Genomic DNA, 16,576 nt, shown 5'->3' with positions numbered 1-16,576 from the left:
CGGCCGGTCCTCCTGCGCGCGCGGCGCGCGGTCCCCACCCCACCGGGAGACACCCGTGTCCATCTCGACCCTGGGCGCCCCCGCGCGTGCGGAATCGGCCCCGGAATCGTTATCCGTCAAGAAGTCCCGCCGAAGATTGCCGGATCTGCGCCGGTGGATCAGCCCGTTGGCGATCGTCGCGCTGTGGCAGATCGCCTGTGAGACCGGTGTGCTGCCGCCGGACAAGTTGAGTTCGCCGTGGACGGTGCTGCAGGCCGGGATCGAACTGGCGGGCACCGGGGAACTCGGTGACGCGTTCGTCGTGTCCACCACCCGGGTCGGCATCGGGTTCGGCATCGGTGCGCTGATCGGGATCGTGCTCGGCATCGTTGCCGGGCTGTCGCGCTGGGGCAACTACCTGGTCGACCCGCCGGTGCAGATGCTGCGGACGTTGCCGTTCCTCGGGTTGATCCCGCTGTTCATCCTCTGGTTCGGCATCGGCGAGGAGCCGAAGATCGCGCTGGTCGCCCTCGGGGTCGCGTTCCCGCTGTACCTCAACGTGCACTCGGGCATCCGCAACGTCGACGACCACCTGGTCGAGGCGACGACCGCGCTCGGCTTCACCCGCACCGAGCGGCTCGTGCACGTCGTGCTGCCCGCCGCGCTGCCCAACACGCTGGTCGGCCTGCGCCAGTCCCTCGGCGTCGCGTGGCTGTCGCTGATCGTCGGCGAGCAGGTCAACGCCAGCAGCGGCCTCGGCTACCTGATCAACAACGCCCGGGAGTTCCTGCGCACCGACGTCATCGTCGTCGGCCTGGTCGTCTACGCCGCACTCGGGCTGGTGACGGACGCGATCGTGCGCCTGGTCGAGAGGAGGGCACTGCGGTGGCGAGCAGCCTGACCGTCGAGGTTCGCGGTCTGACCAAGGAGTTCGGCGACCGCGCGGTGTTGCGCGAGCTCGACCTCGACATCGCGCCGGGCGAGTTCGTCGCACTGTTGGGCCGCAGCGGGTCCGGCAAGTCGACGTTGCTCAAGGTGTTGGCCGGGCTCGACACGGCGGTCACCGGTGAGTTCACTGTGGACGGACAGGTCTCCGTTGCGTTCCAGCAGCCCCGGTTGCTGCCGTGGCGGCGGGTGTGGCGCAACGTCGTGCTGGGGCTGCACCCGGTCGTCGGCAGGGATGTCGCGCTCAAGGCACTGGACGAGGTGCGTCTGGCCGACCACGCCGACGCGTGGCCGCGGACGCTCTCCGGTGGTGAGGCGCAACGGGTGTCGCTCGCCCGCGCTCTTGTCCGCGAGCCCGAACTGTTGCTGCTCGACGAGCCGTTCGGCGCACTGGACGCGTTGACCAGGATGGCGATGCACCGCCTGGTGGAGACGTTGTGGCAGCAGCACAAACCGGCCGTCCTGCTCGTCACGCACGACGTCGACGAGGCACTCCTGCTGGCCGACCGCGTCCTCGTCCTCGACGAGGGCCGTATCGCCAGCGAATACATCTTGGGCCACCCGAGGCCGAGAGAGCTATCCGACCACATTGACGTCCGCGCACAGGTGTTGCGCGATCTGGGAGTGAATGAACGTGCGACTGCGTAACCTGATCCCCTTCGCTGTAGCGGCGTTGGCTTTAGCGGCTTGCGGTAGCTCTGACACCCCCAGCGCGGCGGTACCTGAGTCCGTCAGCGCTGCCGACCTCGCCAAGGTCACCCTCAAGGTCGGCGACCAGAAGGGCGGCCAGAAGTCGTACCTAGAGGCGGCCGGCCTGCTCAAGGACGTTCCGTACAAGATCGAGTGGTCGACCTTCACCAGTGGCCCGCCGCTGCTGGAGGCCGCTTCCGCGGGCGCGATCGACATCGGCTCCGTCGGCAACACCCCGCCCCTGTTCGCCGCGGCGGCCAACGCCAAGATCGCGGTCGTGTCCGCGCAGAAGGGCGACGTCTCCAGCGACGCCCTCCTCGTGCCAGCGGATTCGCCGCTTCGCACCGTCGAGGACCTGCGCGGCAAGACCATCGGCGTCGCCAAGGGCAGCTCCGCGCACGGCCTGGTGCTCACCGTGCTGAACGCCGCCAAGCTGACCCCCGCCGACGTCACGCTCAGCTTCTTGCAGCCCTCGGACGCGTTCGCCGCGTTCACCCAGAAGAAGCTCGACGCGTGGTCGATCTGGGACCCTTACACCACCCAGGCGCTCCGCGACACCAAGGCGCGCGTGCTCATCGACGGCACCGGCACCCCCGGCGGCGGTAAGCCCAACACCGAAGCAGGTCCGGATTCCCTTGCCAGCGGCTACGGCTTCCTCGTCGCAGGTAAGGCCGCCTTGGCCGATGCGGGTAAGAACGCCGCCCTGCGCGACTACGTGGTCCGCTACGCCAAGGCCCTCAACTACGCCAAGACTCACGTCGAGGAGCGCGCTACCGCGTGGGCCAAGGAAACCGGCCTCAAGCCCGAGGTAGCGCTAGAGGCCGCGCAGCGAGGTCTCGACCGGCCGATCAAGCTCGACGACACCGTGATCGCGGACGAGCAGAAGCTGGCGGACGCGTTCGTGGCCGCCAAGGTCCTGCCGACCAAGTTCACGTTCGCTGATTTCGTCGACAACCGCTACGCGGCCGACGTGGCCGCGGTCGCTGACTCTGGAGCCCAGAAATGAGCGTCACCCTGCACTGGTTCCTCCCCACCTCGGGCGACGGCCGCAACGTGGTGGAGCGGTTCCACGCCGAGCGCGCGGAGAGCTCGGCCCGCCGCGCACCCGACATCGACTACCTGGCCCAGGTCGCGCGGGCCGCGGAGCAGCTCGGCTTCACCGGCGTGCTGACCCCCACCGGCACCTTCTGCGAGGACGCCTGGCTGGTCACCGCCGCGCTCATCCGGGAGACCAGGACGCTCAAGTTCCTGGTCGCGTTCCGGCCGGGGGTCATCTCGCCGACCCTGGCCGCCCAGATGGCCTCGACCTACCAGCGGATCTCCGGCGGCAGGCTGCTGCTCAACGTGGTCACCGGCGGCGACTCCGTCGAGCAGGAGCGCTTCGGCGACTTCCACGACCACGACAGCCGCTACGCCCGCACCGACGAGTTCCTCACCGTCGTTCGCGGCGCCTGGTCCGGCGAGCCGTTCTCCTTCGACGGCGACCACATCACGGTCGTCGGCGCGACCACCGTCGCCGCGCCCGACCCGATCCCGTCCGTCTACTTCGGAGGGTCGTCGGACGCGGCCATCCCGGTGGCCGCCAGGCACGCCGACGTCTACCTGACCTGGGGCGAACCGCCCGCCCAGGTCGCGGAGAAGATCGCCAAGGTCCGCGCGCAGGCCGAGGCGCTCGGCCGCACACCGCGCTTCGGCATCCGCCTGCACACCATCTCCCGGGACACCTCCGAGGCCGCCTGGGCCGAGGCGCAGCGGCTGCTCGACGCGCTCGACCCGACCCAGGTCGCCGAGGCGCAGGCACAGCTGGCGAAGAGCCAGTCGGTCGGCCAGCAGCGGATGCTGGAGCTGCACCAGGGCGCGCTGGACAAGGGGGTGCGCGGCCTGGAGGTGTACCCGAACCTGTGGGCGGGCATCGGCCTGGTCCGCGGCGGCGCGGGGACGGCACTGGTCGGCAGCCACGCCGAGGTCGCCGACCTGATCGAGGAGTACCACGGCATCGGGATCACCGAGTTCGTCCTCTCCGGGTACCCCCACCTGGAGGAGGCGTACTGGTTCGGCGAGGGCGTGCGCCCCGAGTTGGCCAGGCGCGGCCTGCTGGCAGGGCAGGAGACCGCACCCGCGTCAACGCTACGGATCGCCGCGTCCTAGCCGCCTAGGGCCGACCGCCACCGCGGTCGGCCCTAGGCGCAGTCCCCGAATTGGTGTCGTCTGGGACCTTCCGGCCGGACGCGTTGGACCTACCGCGCGCCGTCGAACCCCACGCTCCAGACACACCAGGTAGCGCTTACTCGCGGTCCAGCGCCGCTTCCTCCAGGTCCAGCTCGCGCTGCACGCGTCGCAGGATCTCGTCGTCGATCTCGCCCTGGTCGCGCGCGGTCACGAACACCTCGCGCTCGGCGGCCAGCATCCCGCGCCGGAGCCTGCGGAACGCCGCGGCCGGGCTCTCCTGCTCCTGCCGCCCCAGCCGCTCCCACGCCGCGTTGCCCCGGTGCTCGGCGATCGCCCGCAGCTTGTGCGCCAGGTGCTCGGGCACGTCGTCGTCCACCAGCTCGTCCAGCCGGTCGACCGCCGCCCGCGCCGCCGAGTTCTGCACCTGCGCCTCGGCCAGCACCCGGTCCTGGCCGTCCTCGGCCCGCACGCCCAGCTTCCTGATCAGCACCGGCAGCGTCGTGCCCTGCACGAGCAGCGTCCCCACGGTCACCACGAACGTCAGCAGCAGCACGACCTCGCGGCCCGGCATGTCCAGCGGTATCGCGGCCGCGGCCGCCAGCGACACCACACCGCGCATCCCCGCCCAGGAGATCACCGTCAGGTGGCGCCACCTCGGCGCGGGCTCGCGGCGGCGGATGTGCGGGAACAGCCACCGCGGGATGTGCGCGGCGGGGAAGACCCAGACGAACCGCACCGCGATCACCGCGACCAGCACCAGCACCGCGGCGGTGACCAGCCCGGTGTCCAGGTCGGCCGCCGACACGATCGTGCGCATCTGCAGCCCGATCAGGGCGAACACCAGCGACTCCAGCAGGACGTCCACCGACTTCCAGACCGCGGTCTCCTGCAGCCGGGTCGAGTAGCCCGCCGCGGGGGCGTTGTGGCCGAGGTAGAGGCCCGCGACGACCACCGCGAGCACGCCGGAGGTGTGCAGCTCCTCCGCCAGCAGGTACGCGCCGAACGGGACGAGCATGCCGAGCGCGCTCTCCAGCACGCCGTCGCCGAGGCGGAGCCGGATCTTGTGGATGACCACGCCGAGCACCAGGCCGACCAGCACGCCACCGACCGAGGTGACGAGCAGCGTGACGATGCCGTCGGACCAGGAGAACGCCGCTACGCCCGTCGCTGTCGCTACCGCGACCTTGAACGCGGTTAGCGCTGTCGCGTCGTTGCCGAGGCTCTCGCCGGTCAACAGGGTCATAGCGCGACGCGGTAGACCTAGCTTCCGTCCGATGGACACCGCCGCCACCGCGTCAGGTGGGGCCACCACCGCGCCTAGGACCAGCGCCGACGCCAAAGGCAGGTCCGGTAGGGCCATGTGAGCGACAACACCAACGACCGCTGTCGACACTAGAACCAGGCCGACCGCCAGCAGTCCGATCGGGCGGATGTTGGCCTTGATGTCCAGGTAAGAGCTGTCCAACGCGGCCGAGTAGAGCAGCGGCGCCAGCACCAGGACCAGCACCAACTCCGGGTCCAGCCGGAACTCGGGCACCCCCGGGATGAACGACACCGCCAGCCCGACCGCCACCAGCACCAGCGGCGCGGGCCAGTCGACCCGTCGTGACAGCGCGGCGACCGCCAGTGACCCGGCGAACAGCAGCAGAAGTTCCACACCCGCCTCCTCGTCCTCGTGCGCAAGGATTGCCCATGCGAGTTGCCGCATGAAAGGAGCGGGTCATGACCTGCGAACACGTCCAGGCCCTGCCCACCGGCGTCACCGCGGACGCCGACGTCTGCCAGGACTGCGTCGCGGCGGGCAACCGGCACTGGGTCCACCTGCGCCGCTGCCTGACCTGCGGGCACGTCGGCTGCTGCGACTCAAGCCCGCTCAAGCACGCCACCGCCCACCACAAGGCGACCGACCACCCGGTCATCCAGTCCCACGAGCCCGGTGAGGACTGGCGCTGGTGCTACGTGGACAACCGGATCGTGTGAGAAAAGGCGGTCCGCCACCCCCTGCCGGTGGCGGACCGCCTTGGTCAACGGGTCAGCGGCGCGGGAAGGTCTCCGCCCGCGACGCCACCGCGATGTCCGGGTTGTCGCTGAACACACCGTCCACGCCTGCCGCCCAGAACGCGGACAGCTCACCGAACAGGTCGCCGTACTCGGCGGGCACGGCCGAGGAGCGCAGGTTCGCGGGGAGGAAGACGTTCTCCGCGCGGAACGTGTACGGGTGCACCTTCAAACCGGCCGCGTGCGCGTTACCGACGAGCGCCGTCGGCTGCGCCAGGTTGCCCGCCGCGTCCCGCGGGATGACCTGGTCCTTGGCCGGGCCGATGCCGTAGGCGTACTTCGCGACCCCGCGCAGGCCGGCCGGGGTCAGCAGGTCGGCGTAGGTCCGCTTGTCACCACTGGCGACGAAGTCGTACGGCGCGCCGGAGGCCGAGGTCAGCTGGATCAGCGGCACCCGCAGCTTGCGGCTGAGCTCCTGCAGGTTCGTGACCTCGAAGGACTGCACGAACACCTTCGCCCCGGGCCGGTTGAGCCCGTTGCGGTTGAGGGCCTCGACGACCTTCGGGTTCAGGTCGAGACCCAGCTTCTGGAAGTACGTCGGGTGCTTGGTCTCGGGGTAGATGCCGACGTCGCGGCCCAACTCCCGGGACAGCCGCTTGCTCAGGTCGATGACCTCCTGGAAGGTCGGCACCTGGAACCGGCCGTTGTAGATCGTGTTCCGCTGCCGCACGTCCGGGATCCGCTCCACGGCCCGCAGCGTCTTCAGCTCGGCCAGGGTGAAGTCCTCGGTCCACCACCCGGTCACACTCACCCCGTCGAGCACCTTCGTCGCCTTGCGCGCGGCGAACTCCTGGTGCTTGGCGACATCGGTGGTCCCACCGATCTCCGGCTCGTGCCGGGCGACCAGCACCCCGTCCTTGGTGGACACCAGGTCCGGCTCGATGTAGTCGGCACCCATCCGCGCCGCGAGCTCATAACTGGCCAGGGTGTGCTCCGGCCGGTACCCCGAGGCACCCCGGTGCCCCAGCACGAGCGGGGTGGCCCGGTGCCCGTGCCGGTCGTCACCCTGGTCGGGGGTGGCGCTAGCCGTGCTCATGGTCGCGACCCCCAGCAGAGCGAGCGCGGACACGGCAACGCCGATGGTCCGGGTAGCAGGCATTCTTCCTCCTCATAGCCCGCGAACTGACCCGCGCAACCCTCGCCCCACCCCGCGAAATCGGAACCACCCCCCGGCGAAACCTGCCCCAAGCACGGATGAACGCCCAACACCACCCACCCCCTCACGCCCCCGCCATCCACATCCCGCCCACCTGTCCACAACCCCAACTTCACCCTGGCCCCCGCCCCGCCCTCCCGGAAGGCTGGAAACGGGGCTGCTCAGCACGACCCACCCACTCCCACCCCAGCCGGTGATCAACTCCCCACTCCGCTCCCCGTGTTCCCAGTTCACAGGGGTGGCGGCGGGAGGGGCCGGGCGGGCATCTACCCTGGCTGACCGTGCGAGTCCTGGTGGTCGGGTCTGGTGCCCGCGAACATGCCCTGGTCCTGGCCCTCTCCAAGGACCCGGAGGTGGTCGCGCTCGCGTGCGCCCCGGGTAACGCGGGTACGGCGTCGCTCGCCGAGACCTACGGGGTCGACGCGGTGGACGCGGAGTCCGTGGTCGGGTTGGCGGGGCGGTGGAAGGCCGACCTGGTGGTGATCGGGCCGGAGGGTCCGCTGGTCGCCGGTGTGGCCGACGCGGTGCGGGCGGCTGGGTTCGCCTGCTTCGGGCCGGGTGCCGACGCCGCGCGGATCGAGGGGTCGAAGGCGTTCGCGAAGGACGTCATGACGACCGCCGGGGTGCCGACCGCGCACAGCGAGATCGTCGACAACCCCGCGCGCCTCGACGCCGCCCTCGCCCGGTTCGGCCCGACCTGGGTGGTCAAGGACGACGGCCTCGCGGCGGGCAAGGGCGTCGTGGTCACCACCGATGTGCACGCCGCCCGCGCGCACGCCATGACCCTGCTCGACGACGGCCACCCCGTGCTGCTGGAGTCGTTCCTCGACGGCCCCGAGGTGTCGCTGTTCTGCGTGGTCGACGCCGAGGGCGCCGTGGTTCCGCTGCTGCCCGCGCAGGACTTCAAGCGCGTCGGCAACGGCGATTCGGGCCCGAACACCGGCGGCATGGGTGCGTACGCGCCGCTGCCGTGGGTGCCGGAAGGCCTGGTCAGCGACGTCGTGACCCGCATCATCGAGCCGGTCGTCGCCGAGATGGCCCGCCGCGGCACCCCGTTCTCCGGCCTGCTCTACGCGGGCCTGGCGCTGACGTCCAACGGCCCCGAGGTCATCGAGTTCAACTGCCGCTTCGGCGACCCGGAGACCCAGTCCGTCCTGGCGCTGCTGCGCAGCCCGCTGTCCCGCCTGCTCCTCGCCGCCGCCCAGGGCCGCCTCGCCGAGCACCCCCCGCTCGAGTGGGCCGAAGGTTCCGCCGTCACGGTCGTCATCGCCGCCGACGGCTACCCCGGCCGCCCCCGCACCGGCGACACCATCACCGGCGCCGAGGCCGACGGCGTCCTGCACGCGGGCACCCGCCGCCGCGACGACGGCGCCCTCATCTCCGCAGGCGGCCGCGTCCTCGCCGTCGTCGGCACCGGCGACACCCTCCCCGCCGCCCGCGACGACGCGTACCGCAAGGTCACCGCCGTCCACCTCCCCGGCTCCCACCACCGCACCGACATCGCCCTGCGCGCCATCAACGGCGAGATCGGCGTCCCGGTCACCAACTAGGCCTTTCTCGCGAACTCACGGTGACCACCGCACCCGCGTTGGTAACCTCGAACGGGAGACGACGACCCAGGGGGTACCCGGCCATGACCGACACCACCCAGTCCGGCGCGCTAGCAGCGGTAACCGCCAACGCCCGCATGGCCGCCAACTCCCTGCACCACCCCACCGCCACCTCAGCAGGCCAGTTCCTCATCAACCACGACAACGTCCTGGCCGCCGCCAAGGTCATCCAGACGCAGATCGACTCGCTGCAGGACCGCATCAAGGGCGCGCTGGTCGACCTCAACGTCGTGCCGCCAGGTGATGACGACGTCAGCGTCCAGGTCGCCCAGGAGTGGAACGAGCGCCTCAGCCAGCAGGACGGTTCCTACCGGCAACGGGTTGTGGAATACATGTCTTCGCTGAACGACTTGGTGCGGCAACTCCAGGAAAGCGCGAAGACTTATGGCTACACCGAGCAGGAAATCGCCACGGCGATCGGAACGCGCGTTGAGTAGTCGTCTGGTCCTCGTCGCAGCCACCGGCGTGCTGCTGCTTTCCTCATGCACAACGGCCGAACAGGGGTCGCCCTCGCCCACATCCAGTGGTGGCGAGGAGGTGCCGACCTCGACGACCAAGCCCACCGCCGAGCTGCCCAAACGGCCCCGCGACCTCAAGCTGGACGCGGTCGACCCCTGCAAGCTGCTTGCCACTGCTCAGCAAGATGAGCTGAAGGTGAATCGCGTCCGTCCCTATTCGTCGACATCGGAGACCTACAAAGGCGCCAAGGGATGCGCTTTCGAAGTCACCGCTAGCAGCTTCTACGACTACGACGCGCTCCTCGTCACCACGGAGGGCGTTGAGGCGTGGCTCACCGAAAAGCGCAATGTCGAAGTACACCCGGGTTCCGTTCAGGACTACGGCGCCGCCACCTACCGACTCCGGGGCGAGGGTCCGAACAGCGCTCCATGCACAACCGCGATCGATGTCGCCCAGGGGCAGCAGCTCCAGGTCACGACGTCGACCATGGGCAAGGATTTCACCCAGGACGAGGTCTGCCGGATGAGTGAGAAGGCGGCCGGTCTGGCGTTGACCACGTTGAAGACGCTGGTGTGAGGGGCTGACGATGGCGGAGAGCGGGCTGGCTGACCTGCGGTTCGAGGGTTACGACTACGACGCGTTGGCTGATCAGGTCGATCGGTTGCGGCAGGGGCCCGGGTCGGAGAGCTTGTTCAAGGCCGTGCGGGCGTTGATGCAGATCGCGGACGGGTTGGCCGATACCGATCGGGCGTTGCGCGAGGAGCTCGCGAAGATCGGCGTCGAGTGGCAGGGTGCCGCCGCCGATGGGGGTGTCGAGGCGACGAAGCAGTCGAGTGTGTACGCGGCGGACGCGGTGCCGACGGTGGCGCATTCGGCTGGTGGGGTCAGTGAGCAGGGGGACACGTTCTCCACGACGCGCAACAGTGCGCCCGATGGCAGCCAGTTGCGCGGCGCCACCCAGATGAACATGTGGGACAAGGGGATGGGCCTGGTCGGTCACACCACACCGCACGCCGCCGAGGTGCAGCGCACGCAAGCAGCGCGCCAGCAGGCGATCGGGTCGATGAACGACTACGCCCGCGGTAGCCAGAACGCGCTCGGTAACTTCCAGAACCTCCCTGTCCCGCCCGCGGTAGGAGTTGGAACGCAGCAGCCCGGTTCGAAGGGCACTACCGGCGTCCAGAGCTTCCACGGCGGCCAGGACCCGTTCACCCCCACCGGCGGCGGTAGCACCAACCGTCCACAGCTAGGGACACCGCTACCCGGCAACTTCACCGGCGCCAGCCCGATCCACTCGGGCCCCGCGCCCACGGTCGGACTCAACCCCGTCCCGGGCACCTCCCAGCTCCCCGCCCTCGGTCGCGTCTCCGGCATCGGCCCGGTCATGCCGCCCATGGGCGGTCTCCCGGTCGCCACCAACGCGCTCAACGTCTTTCGCACAGGCTTCTCCGGTCAGCTGATGGGCGAGATCGCGACCGCAGCGGGCATCGCTGGGGCCGGTGGCGCGGGTGCGGCGGCAGGCTCGGCGCTGGAGAAGGACAAGGTCGTGCGCGGCGGTAGCACGCAAGGTCCGCAGAGCGGTCAAGGCAAGCAGCGGCCCGTTAGCCCTATCGCAGGCGCACCGGAGGAAGAGGCGCGTGCGGCCCGCAGCGCGGAGAAGATCGGCGGCAGTAAGAGCGGTAAGCCTGCCTCGTCGCTGATGCAGCCCGCGGCGGGTGCGGCGGCCAACGGCGAAGACGACGAGGAGCACGTGCGCAAGTACGGCATCGACTCCGAGGACCTCTTCGGCGACGACCGCCTGGTGATCGCCCCCGTCCTCGGCGAAGACGACTGACTTGTCCGCCAGCATCGTCCTGTCCGCCCTCGAGTTCGACGTCCTCTGGGAGTCCGAACGGCTCCCGCTGCGGCACGTGGCCATCGACGTCCCCAGCCCCGGTAAGACCCACACCGAGCGCGCCGACCTGGTCGCCGCAGCGTTCCGCGACTTGGAACGCCGTGGTCTAGCCGCACGCGGCCGCGCGGAGCCGGAGCTGGCAGACAGGCTTAGCCTCCTTGCGCACGCCCAGGTCAGCGTTGATGTCTGGGTGTGGACCGACCGTGAGATCAAGGCACTCGCGGTGGCATCCGGTGATCAAGCGGGTCTAGCTGTAGTCGACAACGATCAGGTCTGGCTCATCCCGGCCCGTACGACCGCACTGGCCGAGGCAGCGGTATCTGTCGCAGGTGAGGCTCCCGCTGGCCCCGGTCGTTCGGTGAGCCTCTTGCGGGATGTCCTCATCGACGCCGATAGGCGTGCCGGGGGCGAACCGCACAATCTGGTCACCCCGCTCCAACGCGCAGGCTTGCCCCTCTATGAAGCGCAAGCCATGGCGCTGATGTTCTCGGGCATCGGCGTACGCGGTCAGTTCGGCCTCGAGCGCGTCGGCCGCGACCAACGCAAGCAGCGGGCCGACAGGGTTGTCGCCTTCCATGACACCCATCAGGGCCGGTACGTGCACGTCGCCAAGAACAGCAACGACGGCCAGGTATGGAGCACGGTCGCCCCTGCCGACAACGCGCGACTCGCCGCCGCGGTCTGGGACCTCCTCAACGACGCGTGATCGACTGGAACCGGCGTCCCGCCCCCGCCGTCTGAGTCGAGCACCGATTTGCCAAGGGGGAGCTGTGGCTGGCGCTGACTACAACCTGCAAGCCATCGAGCAGTGCCGGGCCGCCGTCGCGGGCCAGGCCGGACCGGTCGCCGCCGCGGGCGACGCCCTGCCGCGTGAGGCCGATGGCGGCGTTTTCGGCACTTTGCCCAGTTCCGCGGCCCTCGCGACCGCCGTCCGCACCCTCGCCACCAGTGCGGGCGACGAGCTGGACCGGGCCGGAGCGGTGCTCGGGTCCGTCGACCGGGCCCTGGACGCCATCGGGACGACGGTGGCCAACAACGAGCAGGCCGCCGCGCGGTCGCTGACGGTCTGAGGAGCGCGACGTGAACGCGAGGGACTCCGCCGCAGGCCTCGGTGGCATCGCCGCGGAACTGGCCGAGAGCGCGAACAAGGTCTACTCGGCGCAGCCCGGTGCCATCAATGACTTAGCCGCCAAGTTCACTCAAGCCGCCACCGGTAGCACTGACTCTGTCGGCAAGGTCGACAACTCGGTCAAGCAGCTAGATGGCGCGTGGCAAGGCACCTCCGCAGACGGATTTGTCGCCTACATGGCCAACTTCACCAAAGCGGGCCAATCGCTCAACGAGGCTCTTACCGCCGCCGCAGCAGAGTTACGTACCGCCGCTACGGGACTCCAGGCAGCGCGAGACACGCTAGAAGGCATCTTCGGCGAGCTATACGACAACGCCACCTCTTGGTTCAACGCCAACCCAGAGGCGACAGAGCAAGAGAAGCGCAGCTACGTCGATGGACTGGCCAGCGGTTACCGCAGCCGTGTCACCGCGCAGATCGACCACGCCGAGCAGGCAGTCTCAACCGCCGCGTCCGCGCTGAATGCCCACAAGCCAAGCCCGAAGTTCTCCGAACTCCCGGACCCCAACACCCAGGCCTTCACCCCCGCGCCGGGCAAGCGTGTCGAGTGGACTCCCACCACCGCGACGACCTCGGCGCAGTCCACTCCGGACGGCCCCACGAAGGCCCCACAGGCGGCAGGTAGCACTACCGGCGGCGGCCACAGCGACAGCGGTGGACAAGGCCACAGCGGCGGCGGACAGGGCCACGGCGGAGGCGGCGGACAGGGCCATAGCGGCGGCCTGGGGTCCAGCGGCGGCCCGCCCAGCAGCCCTCCCCCCGGCAACGTCCAGGAGTGGATCCGCCAGGCCATCGAGCTGCTGCGCGCCAGGGGCATCAACGTCACCGAGGCCGACGCCCAGCTCATCTGGGAGATCATCCAGCACGAGTCCGGCGGCAACCCGAACGCGATCAACAACTGGGACTCCAACGCGGCCAAGGGCACCCCGTCCAAGGGCCTCATGCAGACGATCGACCCAACCTTCAACTCTTACGCCCTACCCGGCCACAACAACGTCTGGAACCCCGTCGACAACATCTGCGCGGGCGTGAACTACGCGGTCTCCCGCTACGGCTCGCTGTCCAACGTCCCCGGGATCAAGGCCACGCACGGCGGTGGCGGCTACGTCGGCTACTGAGCGTCGCTGGTTCGTCGCGACTGGCGCTCGTCACTAGGCTGACCCCATGCACGCGCTGCTCAAGGTGGCCGACCGCGCCGCCGTCCCGCCGTTCCACGTGATGGATGTCGTGTCGGCAGCCAACGTCCGCCAGCGCACCCACGGCGACATGATCTCGCTCGCCGCGGGCCAGCCGTCCAGCGGCGCCCCGCAGGCGGTGAAGATCGCCGCTGCTGAGGCCCTGGGATCGCAGCCACTCGGTTACACCGAGCAACTGGGCATCCCCGAGCTGCGCGAGGCGATCGCGGGCCACTACGCGAACCGGTACAACCTGGACGTCTCGTCGCAGGACGTCGTTGTCACTACCGGCTCTTCCGGCGGCTTCCTGCTGGCGTTCCTGTCAGCGTTCGACGCGGGAGACAGGGTTGCCCTCGCCCGCCCGGGCTACCCGGCGTACCGCAACATCCTCACCGCCCTGGGCTGCGACGTCATCGAGCTTCCGTGCGACGAGCAGACCCGGTTCCAGCCCACGGTCGACATGCTCGACGAGATCGGCCCCATCGACGGCCTGGTCATCGCCAGCCCGGCCAACCCGACCGGCACCGTCCTCGCGCCCGCCGAGCTCGCCGCCATCGCGGGCTGGTGCGCCGAGCGCGGCGTGCAGCTGGTCAGCGACGAGATCTACCACGGCATCTCCTACGGCGCCGAGACCGCGTCAGCCTGGCAGTTCTCCCGCGAGGCCGTGGTCGTCAACTCGTTCTCCAAGTACTTCGCGATGACCGGGTGGCGCCTCGGCTGGCTGCTCGTCCCCCAGCGCCTGCACCGCGCGGTCGACTGCCTCACCGGGAACTTCACCATCTGCGCCCCGGCCATCGCCCAACACGCGGGCGTCGCGGCGTTCGACCCAGAGGTCTACACGGAACTAGACGCCCACGTCGCGCACTACGCCGCCAACCGCACGCTCCTGCTGGACGGCCTAACCGCCGCAGGCATAACCCGAGTGGCCCCGGCTGATGGCGCCTTCTATGCCTATGCGGATGTCTCGCACCTGACCCATGACTCGATGAGTTTCTGCCAACGCCTGCTTGCCGAGACCGGTGTCGCCATCGTCCCGGGTATCGATTTCGACCCGGAGACCGGCGGCAACTACGTCCGCTTCTCCTTCGCGGGTGCCACCCACGACATCAAGGAAGCCTTGGCCCGCCTGACCGCCTGGCTCTAGCGGACCAGGGTCCAAGAGAACCCGGGTCCGTTGGGAACGACCACCCCCACCCCCGCGTTGACCTGGTGAGAACCCCGAAAGGCGGCGGACATGCTCCTCAAGATCATCGGCGCGATCATCGTCATCTGGATCGCGTTCAGCGTCATCGGCTTCCTCTTCAAGGCCGTCGGCACGCTGCTCATCATCGCCGCGGTGGCCACGGTGGGCATCGCCGCGTACGGGGCGATCAAGGGCAAGTCCCGCGGCCAGATCCGCTAGCCAGGGCTAGCCCGTTCGGGTGAGGATGTCGGGGTGTCCAAGAACCCCGACGAGGCGCGGCTGGCCGCCTGGGAAGCCCGCACCGAGTGGCCGTTGACCGGTCTCGCGGTGGCCTTCCTGGTGGCCTACGCCTGGCAAGTGCTGGGTACCGCCAACTCGCCGCGGGTGCAGTGGTGGCTAGAGGTCTGGTTATGGGTGGTCTGGGGCGTGTTCGCTGTGGACTACCTGGTCCGGTTAGGACTGGCCAAGCGGAAGTGGCGGTTCGTCGGCAAGCACCTCTTCGACCTGGTCGTGGTAGCGCTGCCGATGGTGCGGCAGCTGCGCGCGCTGCGGCTGGTCACCGTCTTCAAGGTGATCAACCGCAGGCTCGGCAGCGGGTTGCGCGGGCAGGTCGGCGTCTACGTCGGTGGCGCGACGCTGATGGTCGCCTTCGGTGCCGCGCTCGCCGTCCTGGACGCGGAGCGCAACGACCCGAACGCGACCATCACCAGCTTCGGTGACGCCCTGTGGTGGACGCTCACCACGATCTCCACCGTCGGCTACGGCGACCGCTACCCGGTGACCACCGAGGGCAGGCTGGTCGCGGGCGCGTTGATGGTCGGCGGGATCGCCCTGCTCGGTGTGGTGACCGGTGTGATCGCCTCCTGGTTCGTGGAGAAGATCGCGGGCGCCGAGGCGTCCATCGAGGCGACCACCCGGTCCGAGGTGCAGGCGCTGCGCGAGGAGATCGCCCTGCTGCGCGCCGAGCTCACGCGGCCGGAGCCGGACTCCGCGCCGCGCTGATCCGCCGCAGCGCCTCGGCGACGTCGAGCTCCGGCGCGTCCCGGTGCGTCACGAACCGCACACCCCCCGGCACCGCCGTGGCCAGCACGTCGACCCGGTCCAGCCCGGCCAGCGCCGCCGCCGTGTCCGGCACCGCGGCGATGACGATGTTGGTCTCCGGCTTGCCGACCTCCCAGCCCAGCTCGGCCAGCCCCTCGGCCAGCATGGCCGCGTTCGCGTGGTCGGTCGCCAGGTCGTCGATCCGTTCCAGCGCCACCAAACCGGCCGCCGCGAGCACACCGCCCTGCCGGACCCCGCCGCCGAGCATCTTCCGTACCCGCCGCGCTTCTTGCACGAACGACCGCGAACCGGCGACGACAGACCCAACGGGCGCACCAAGCCCCTTGCTCAAACAGACCTGCACGGTGTCCACGCCCACCGTCAGCGCCGCCGGAGGGACCCCGAGCGCGACCGAGGCGTTCCACAACCTGGCCCCGTCAAGGTGAACCAGCAGACCGGCCTCGCGCGCCGCAGACACCAGCAAGGCGTGTTCGTCAGGCGGCGTAACCGTTCCGCCCGCGAAGTTGTGCGTGTTCTCCAGGCAGAGCAACCGAGTCGTGAGCGCGTAGTAAGGGGATGACTGCGTGGCGTACGACCGCACGTCCTCCGCGTTGATCCGACCGGGCCCGACCGTCCACTCCAGCGGCTGCGGCATCCCCCCGGCCAACCACGCCGAACTGCCCAGCTCCGCCTCCAGCACGTGCGCCGCCCGCGGTGCCAGGAACCGGTCGCCGCGGCGCAGGTGGATGACCATCGCGATGACGTTCCCCATGGTCCCGCTGGGCACCCACAGCGCCGCCTCCATGCCCAGCCGCGCGGCGGTCTCCTCCTCGAGTCTGCGCATCGTGGGGTCGTGGTCCAGCACGTCGTCGCCGACCTGGGCGGAGGACATCGCCACCCGCATGGTCTCGTCGGGCTGGGTAACCGTGTCCGAGCGGAGATCGATCCGGCGCGCGTAAGTCACGATCCGATCACACCACAGCGTCGTCCATTCGGCTGGTGGTGGGGGTGGCGTATGTCTCTGCGGTGTCGCGTGCAACCGTTAGCGGGGGCACGTCCGTCCCCTACCCGTAGACAAGACGAGCGGA

18 protein-coding genes are annotated in these 16,576 nt (G+C 69.9%); 15 read left to right on the top strand and 3 right to left on the bottom strand.

All coding sequences use genetic code 11. The annotated features are described in order from the left end of the window. Positions 1–55: 55 nt before the first annotated feature. The 4 genes from BMY07_RS22175 to BMY07_RS22160 are packed head-to-tail and all read left to right on the top strand — an operon-like array spanning position 56 to position 3,762. Entirely contained in the window at positions 56–880 is an 825-nt protein-coding gene (locus tag BMY07_RS22175) for an ABC transporter permease (RefSeq protein ID WP_425426335.1), read from the top strand. Further along, a complete protein-coding gene (locus BMY07_RS22170; protein WP_092781897.1) occupies positions 865–1,572 on the top strand; it encodes an ABC transporter ATP-binding protein in 708 nt (235 codons plus the stop codon). Before BMY07_RS22175 ends, BMY07_RS22170 begins: the two co-directional genes overlap by 16 nt. Beyond that, on the top strand, positions 1,553–2,620 hold the full coding sequence (locus BMY07_RS22165) for an ABC transporter substrate-binding protein (protein WP_092781894.1): 1,068 nt from the start codon (positions 1,553–1,555) through the stop codon (positions 2,618–2,620). The genes BMY07_RS22170 and BMY07_RS22165 overlap by 20 nt, the downstream gene beginning before the upstream one ends. After that, the gene (locus BMY07_RS22160; protein WP_092781891.1) at positions 2,617–3,762 is read left to right on the top strand and encodes an LLM class flavin-dependent oxidoreductase; all 1,146 of its coding nucleotides are present in this window, start codon (positions 2,617–2,619) and stop codon (positions 3,760–3,762) included. The genes BMY07_RS22165 and BMY07_RS22160 overlap by 4 nt, the downstream gene beginning before the upstream one ends. 136 nt (positions 3,763–3,898) lie before the next feature. Here the strand turns inward: BMY07_RS22160 and BMY07_RS22155 are convergent, their stop codons facing one another. Beyond that, positions 3,899–5,491, bottom strand: a complete 1,593-nt coding sequence (locus tag BMY07_RS22155) for a Na+/H+ antiporter (RefSeq protein ID WP_092781888.1) — start codon at positions 5,489–5,491, stop codon at positions 3,899–3,901. A gap of 14 nt (positions 5,492–5,505) precedes the next feature. Between BMY07_RS22155 and BMY07_RS22150 the strand changes: the two genes are divergently transcribed. Continuing rightward, positions 5,506–5,763, top strand: a complete 258-nt coding sequence (locus BMY07_RS22150) for a UBP-type zinc finger domain-containing protein (RefSeq protein ID WP_092781885.1) — start codon at positions 5,506–5,508, stop codon at positions 5,761–5,763. A 52-nt stretch (positions 5,764–5,815) separates the two neighbouring features. On the opposite strand, the gene BMY07_RS22145 is transcribed toward BMY07_RS22150, so the two are convergent. After that, positions 5,816–6,940, bottom strand: coding sequence for a glycerophosphodiester phosphodiesterase (locus BMY07_RS22145; RefSeq protein WP_177215707.1), 1,125 nt, complete (start codon positions 6,938–6,940; stop codon positions 5,816–5,818). A gap of 338 nt (positions 6,941–7,278) precedes the next feature. Here BMY07_RS22145 and purD point away from each other — a divergent pair, with 338 nt between their 5' ends. The 10 genes from purD to BMY07_RS22100 all read left to right on the top strand — a co-directional run bounded on the left by purD (position 7,279) and on the right by BMY07_RS22100 (position 15,449). After that, a complete protein-coding gene (gene purD / locus BMY07_RS22140; protein WP_092781881.1) occupies positions 7,279–8,547 on the top strand; it encodes a phosphoribosylamine--glycine ligase in 1,269 nt (422 codons plus the stop codon). An 83-nt stretch (positions 8,548–8,630) separates the two neighbouring features. Then, positions 8,631–9,044 (top strand): PE domain-containing protein, encoded by a 414-nt coding sequence (locus BMY07_RS22135; protein ID WP_092781878.1) that lies wholly within the window; start codon positions 8,631–8,633, stop codon positions 9,042–9,044. Continuing rightward, on the top strand, positions 9,037–9,642 hold the full coding sequence (locus tag BMY07_RS22130; protein ID WP_177215706.1) for a DUF3558 domain-containing protein: 606 nt from the start codon (positions 9,037–9,039) through the stop codon (positions 9,640–9,642). Before BMY07_RS22135 ends, BMY07_RS22130 begins: the two co-directional genes overlap by 8 nt. A 10-nt stretch (positions 9,643–9,652) precedes the next feature. Continuing rightward, positions 9,653–10,900 (top strand): PPE domain-containing protein, encoded by a 1,248-nt coding sequence (locus BMY07_RS22125; RefSeq protein WP_092781872.1) that lies wholly within the window; start codon positions 9,653–9,655, stop codon positions 10,898–10,900. Position 10,901: 1 nt separating this feature from the next. Further along, positions 10,902–11,666 (top strand): ESX secretion-associated protein EspG, encoded by a 765-nt coding sequence (locus BMY07_RS22120; protein ID WP_092781869.1) that lies wholly within the window; start codon positions 10,902–10,904, stop codon positions 11,664–11,666. A gap of 64 nt (positions 11,667–11,730) precedes the next feature. Continuing rightward, positions 11,731–12,030, top strand: a complete 300-nt coding sequence (locus tag BMY07_RS22115; protein WP_092781868.1) for a hypothetical protein — start codon at positions 11,731–11,733, stop codon at positions 12,028–12,030. 10 nt (positions 12,031–12,040) lie between these two features. Beyond that, positions 12,041–13,207 (top strand): WXG100 family type VII secretion target, encoded by a 1,167-nt coding sequence (locus BMY07_RS22110; RefSeq protein WP_092781865.1) that lies wholly within the window; start codon positions 12,041–12,043, stop codon positions 13,205–13,207. A gap of 46 nt (positions 13,208–13,253) precedes the next feature. After that, positions 13,254–14,408: a pyridoxal phosphate-dependent aminotransferase gene (locus tag BMY07_RS22105; RefSeq protein ID WP_218150724.1), complete on the top strand. Its 1,155-nt coding sequence runs from the start codon at positions 13,254–13,256 to the stop codon at positions 14,406–14,408. A gap of 90 nt (positions 14,409–14,498) precedes the next feature. After that, a complete protein-coding gene (locus BMY07_RS34480; protein WP_170224071.1) occupies positions 14,499–14,666 on the top strand; it encodes a hypothetical protein in 168 nt (55 codons plus the stop codon). 33 nt (positions 14,667–14,699) lie between these two features. Then, positions 14,700–15,449 (top strand): potassium channel family protein, encoded by a 750-nt coding sequence (locus BMY07_RS22100; RefSeq protein WP_092781862.1) that lies wholly within the window; start codon positions 14,700–14,702, stop codon positions 15,447–15,449. On the opposite strand, the gene BMY07_RS22095 is transcribed toward BMY07_RS22100, so the two are convergent. Beyond that, positions 15,415–16,452, bottom strand: coding sequence for a threonine aldolase family protein (locus tag BMY07_RS22095; protein ID WP_092781859.1), 1,038 nt, complete (start codon positions 16,450–16,452; stop codon positions 15,415–15,417). The two genes, BMY07_RS22100 and BMY07_RS22095, sit on opposite strands and share 35 nt — an antisense overlap. Positions 16,453–16,576: the final 124 nt, after the last annotated feature.

The sequence above is a fragment of the Actinokineospora terrae genome, assembly GCF_900111175.1.
GTDB classification, from domain to species: Bacteria; Actinomycetota; Actinomycetes; order Mycobacteriales; family Pseudonocardiaceae; genus Actinokineospora; species Actinokineospora terrae.
This window is presented reverse-complemented; position numbering and strand designations above follow the sequence as displayed.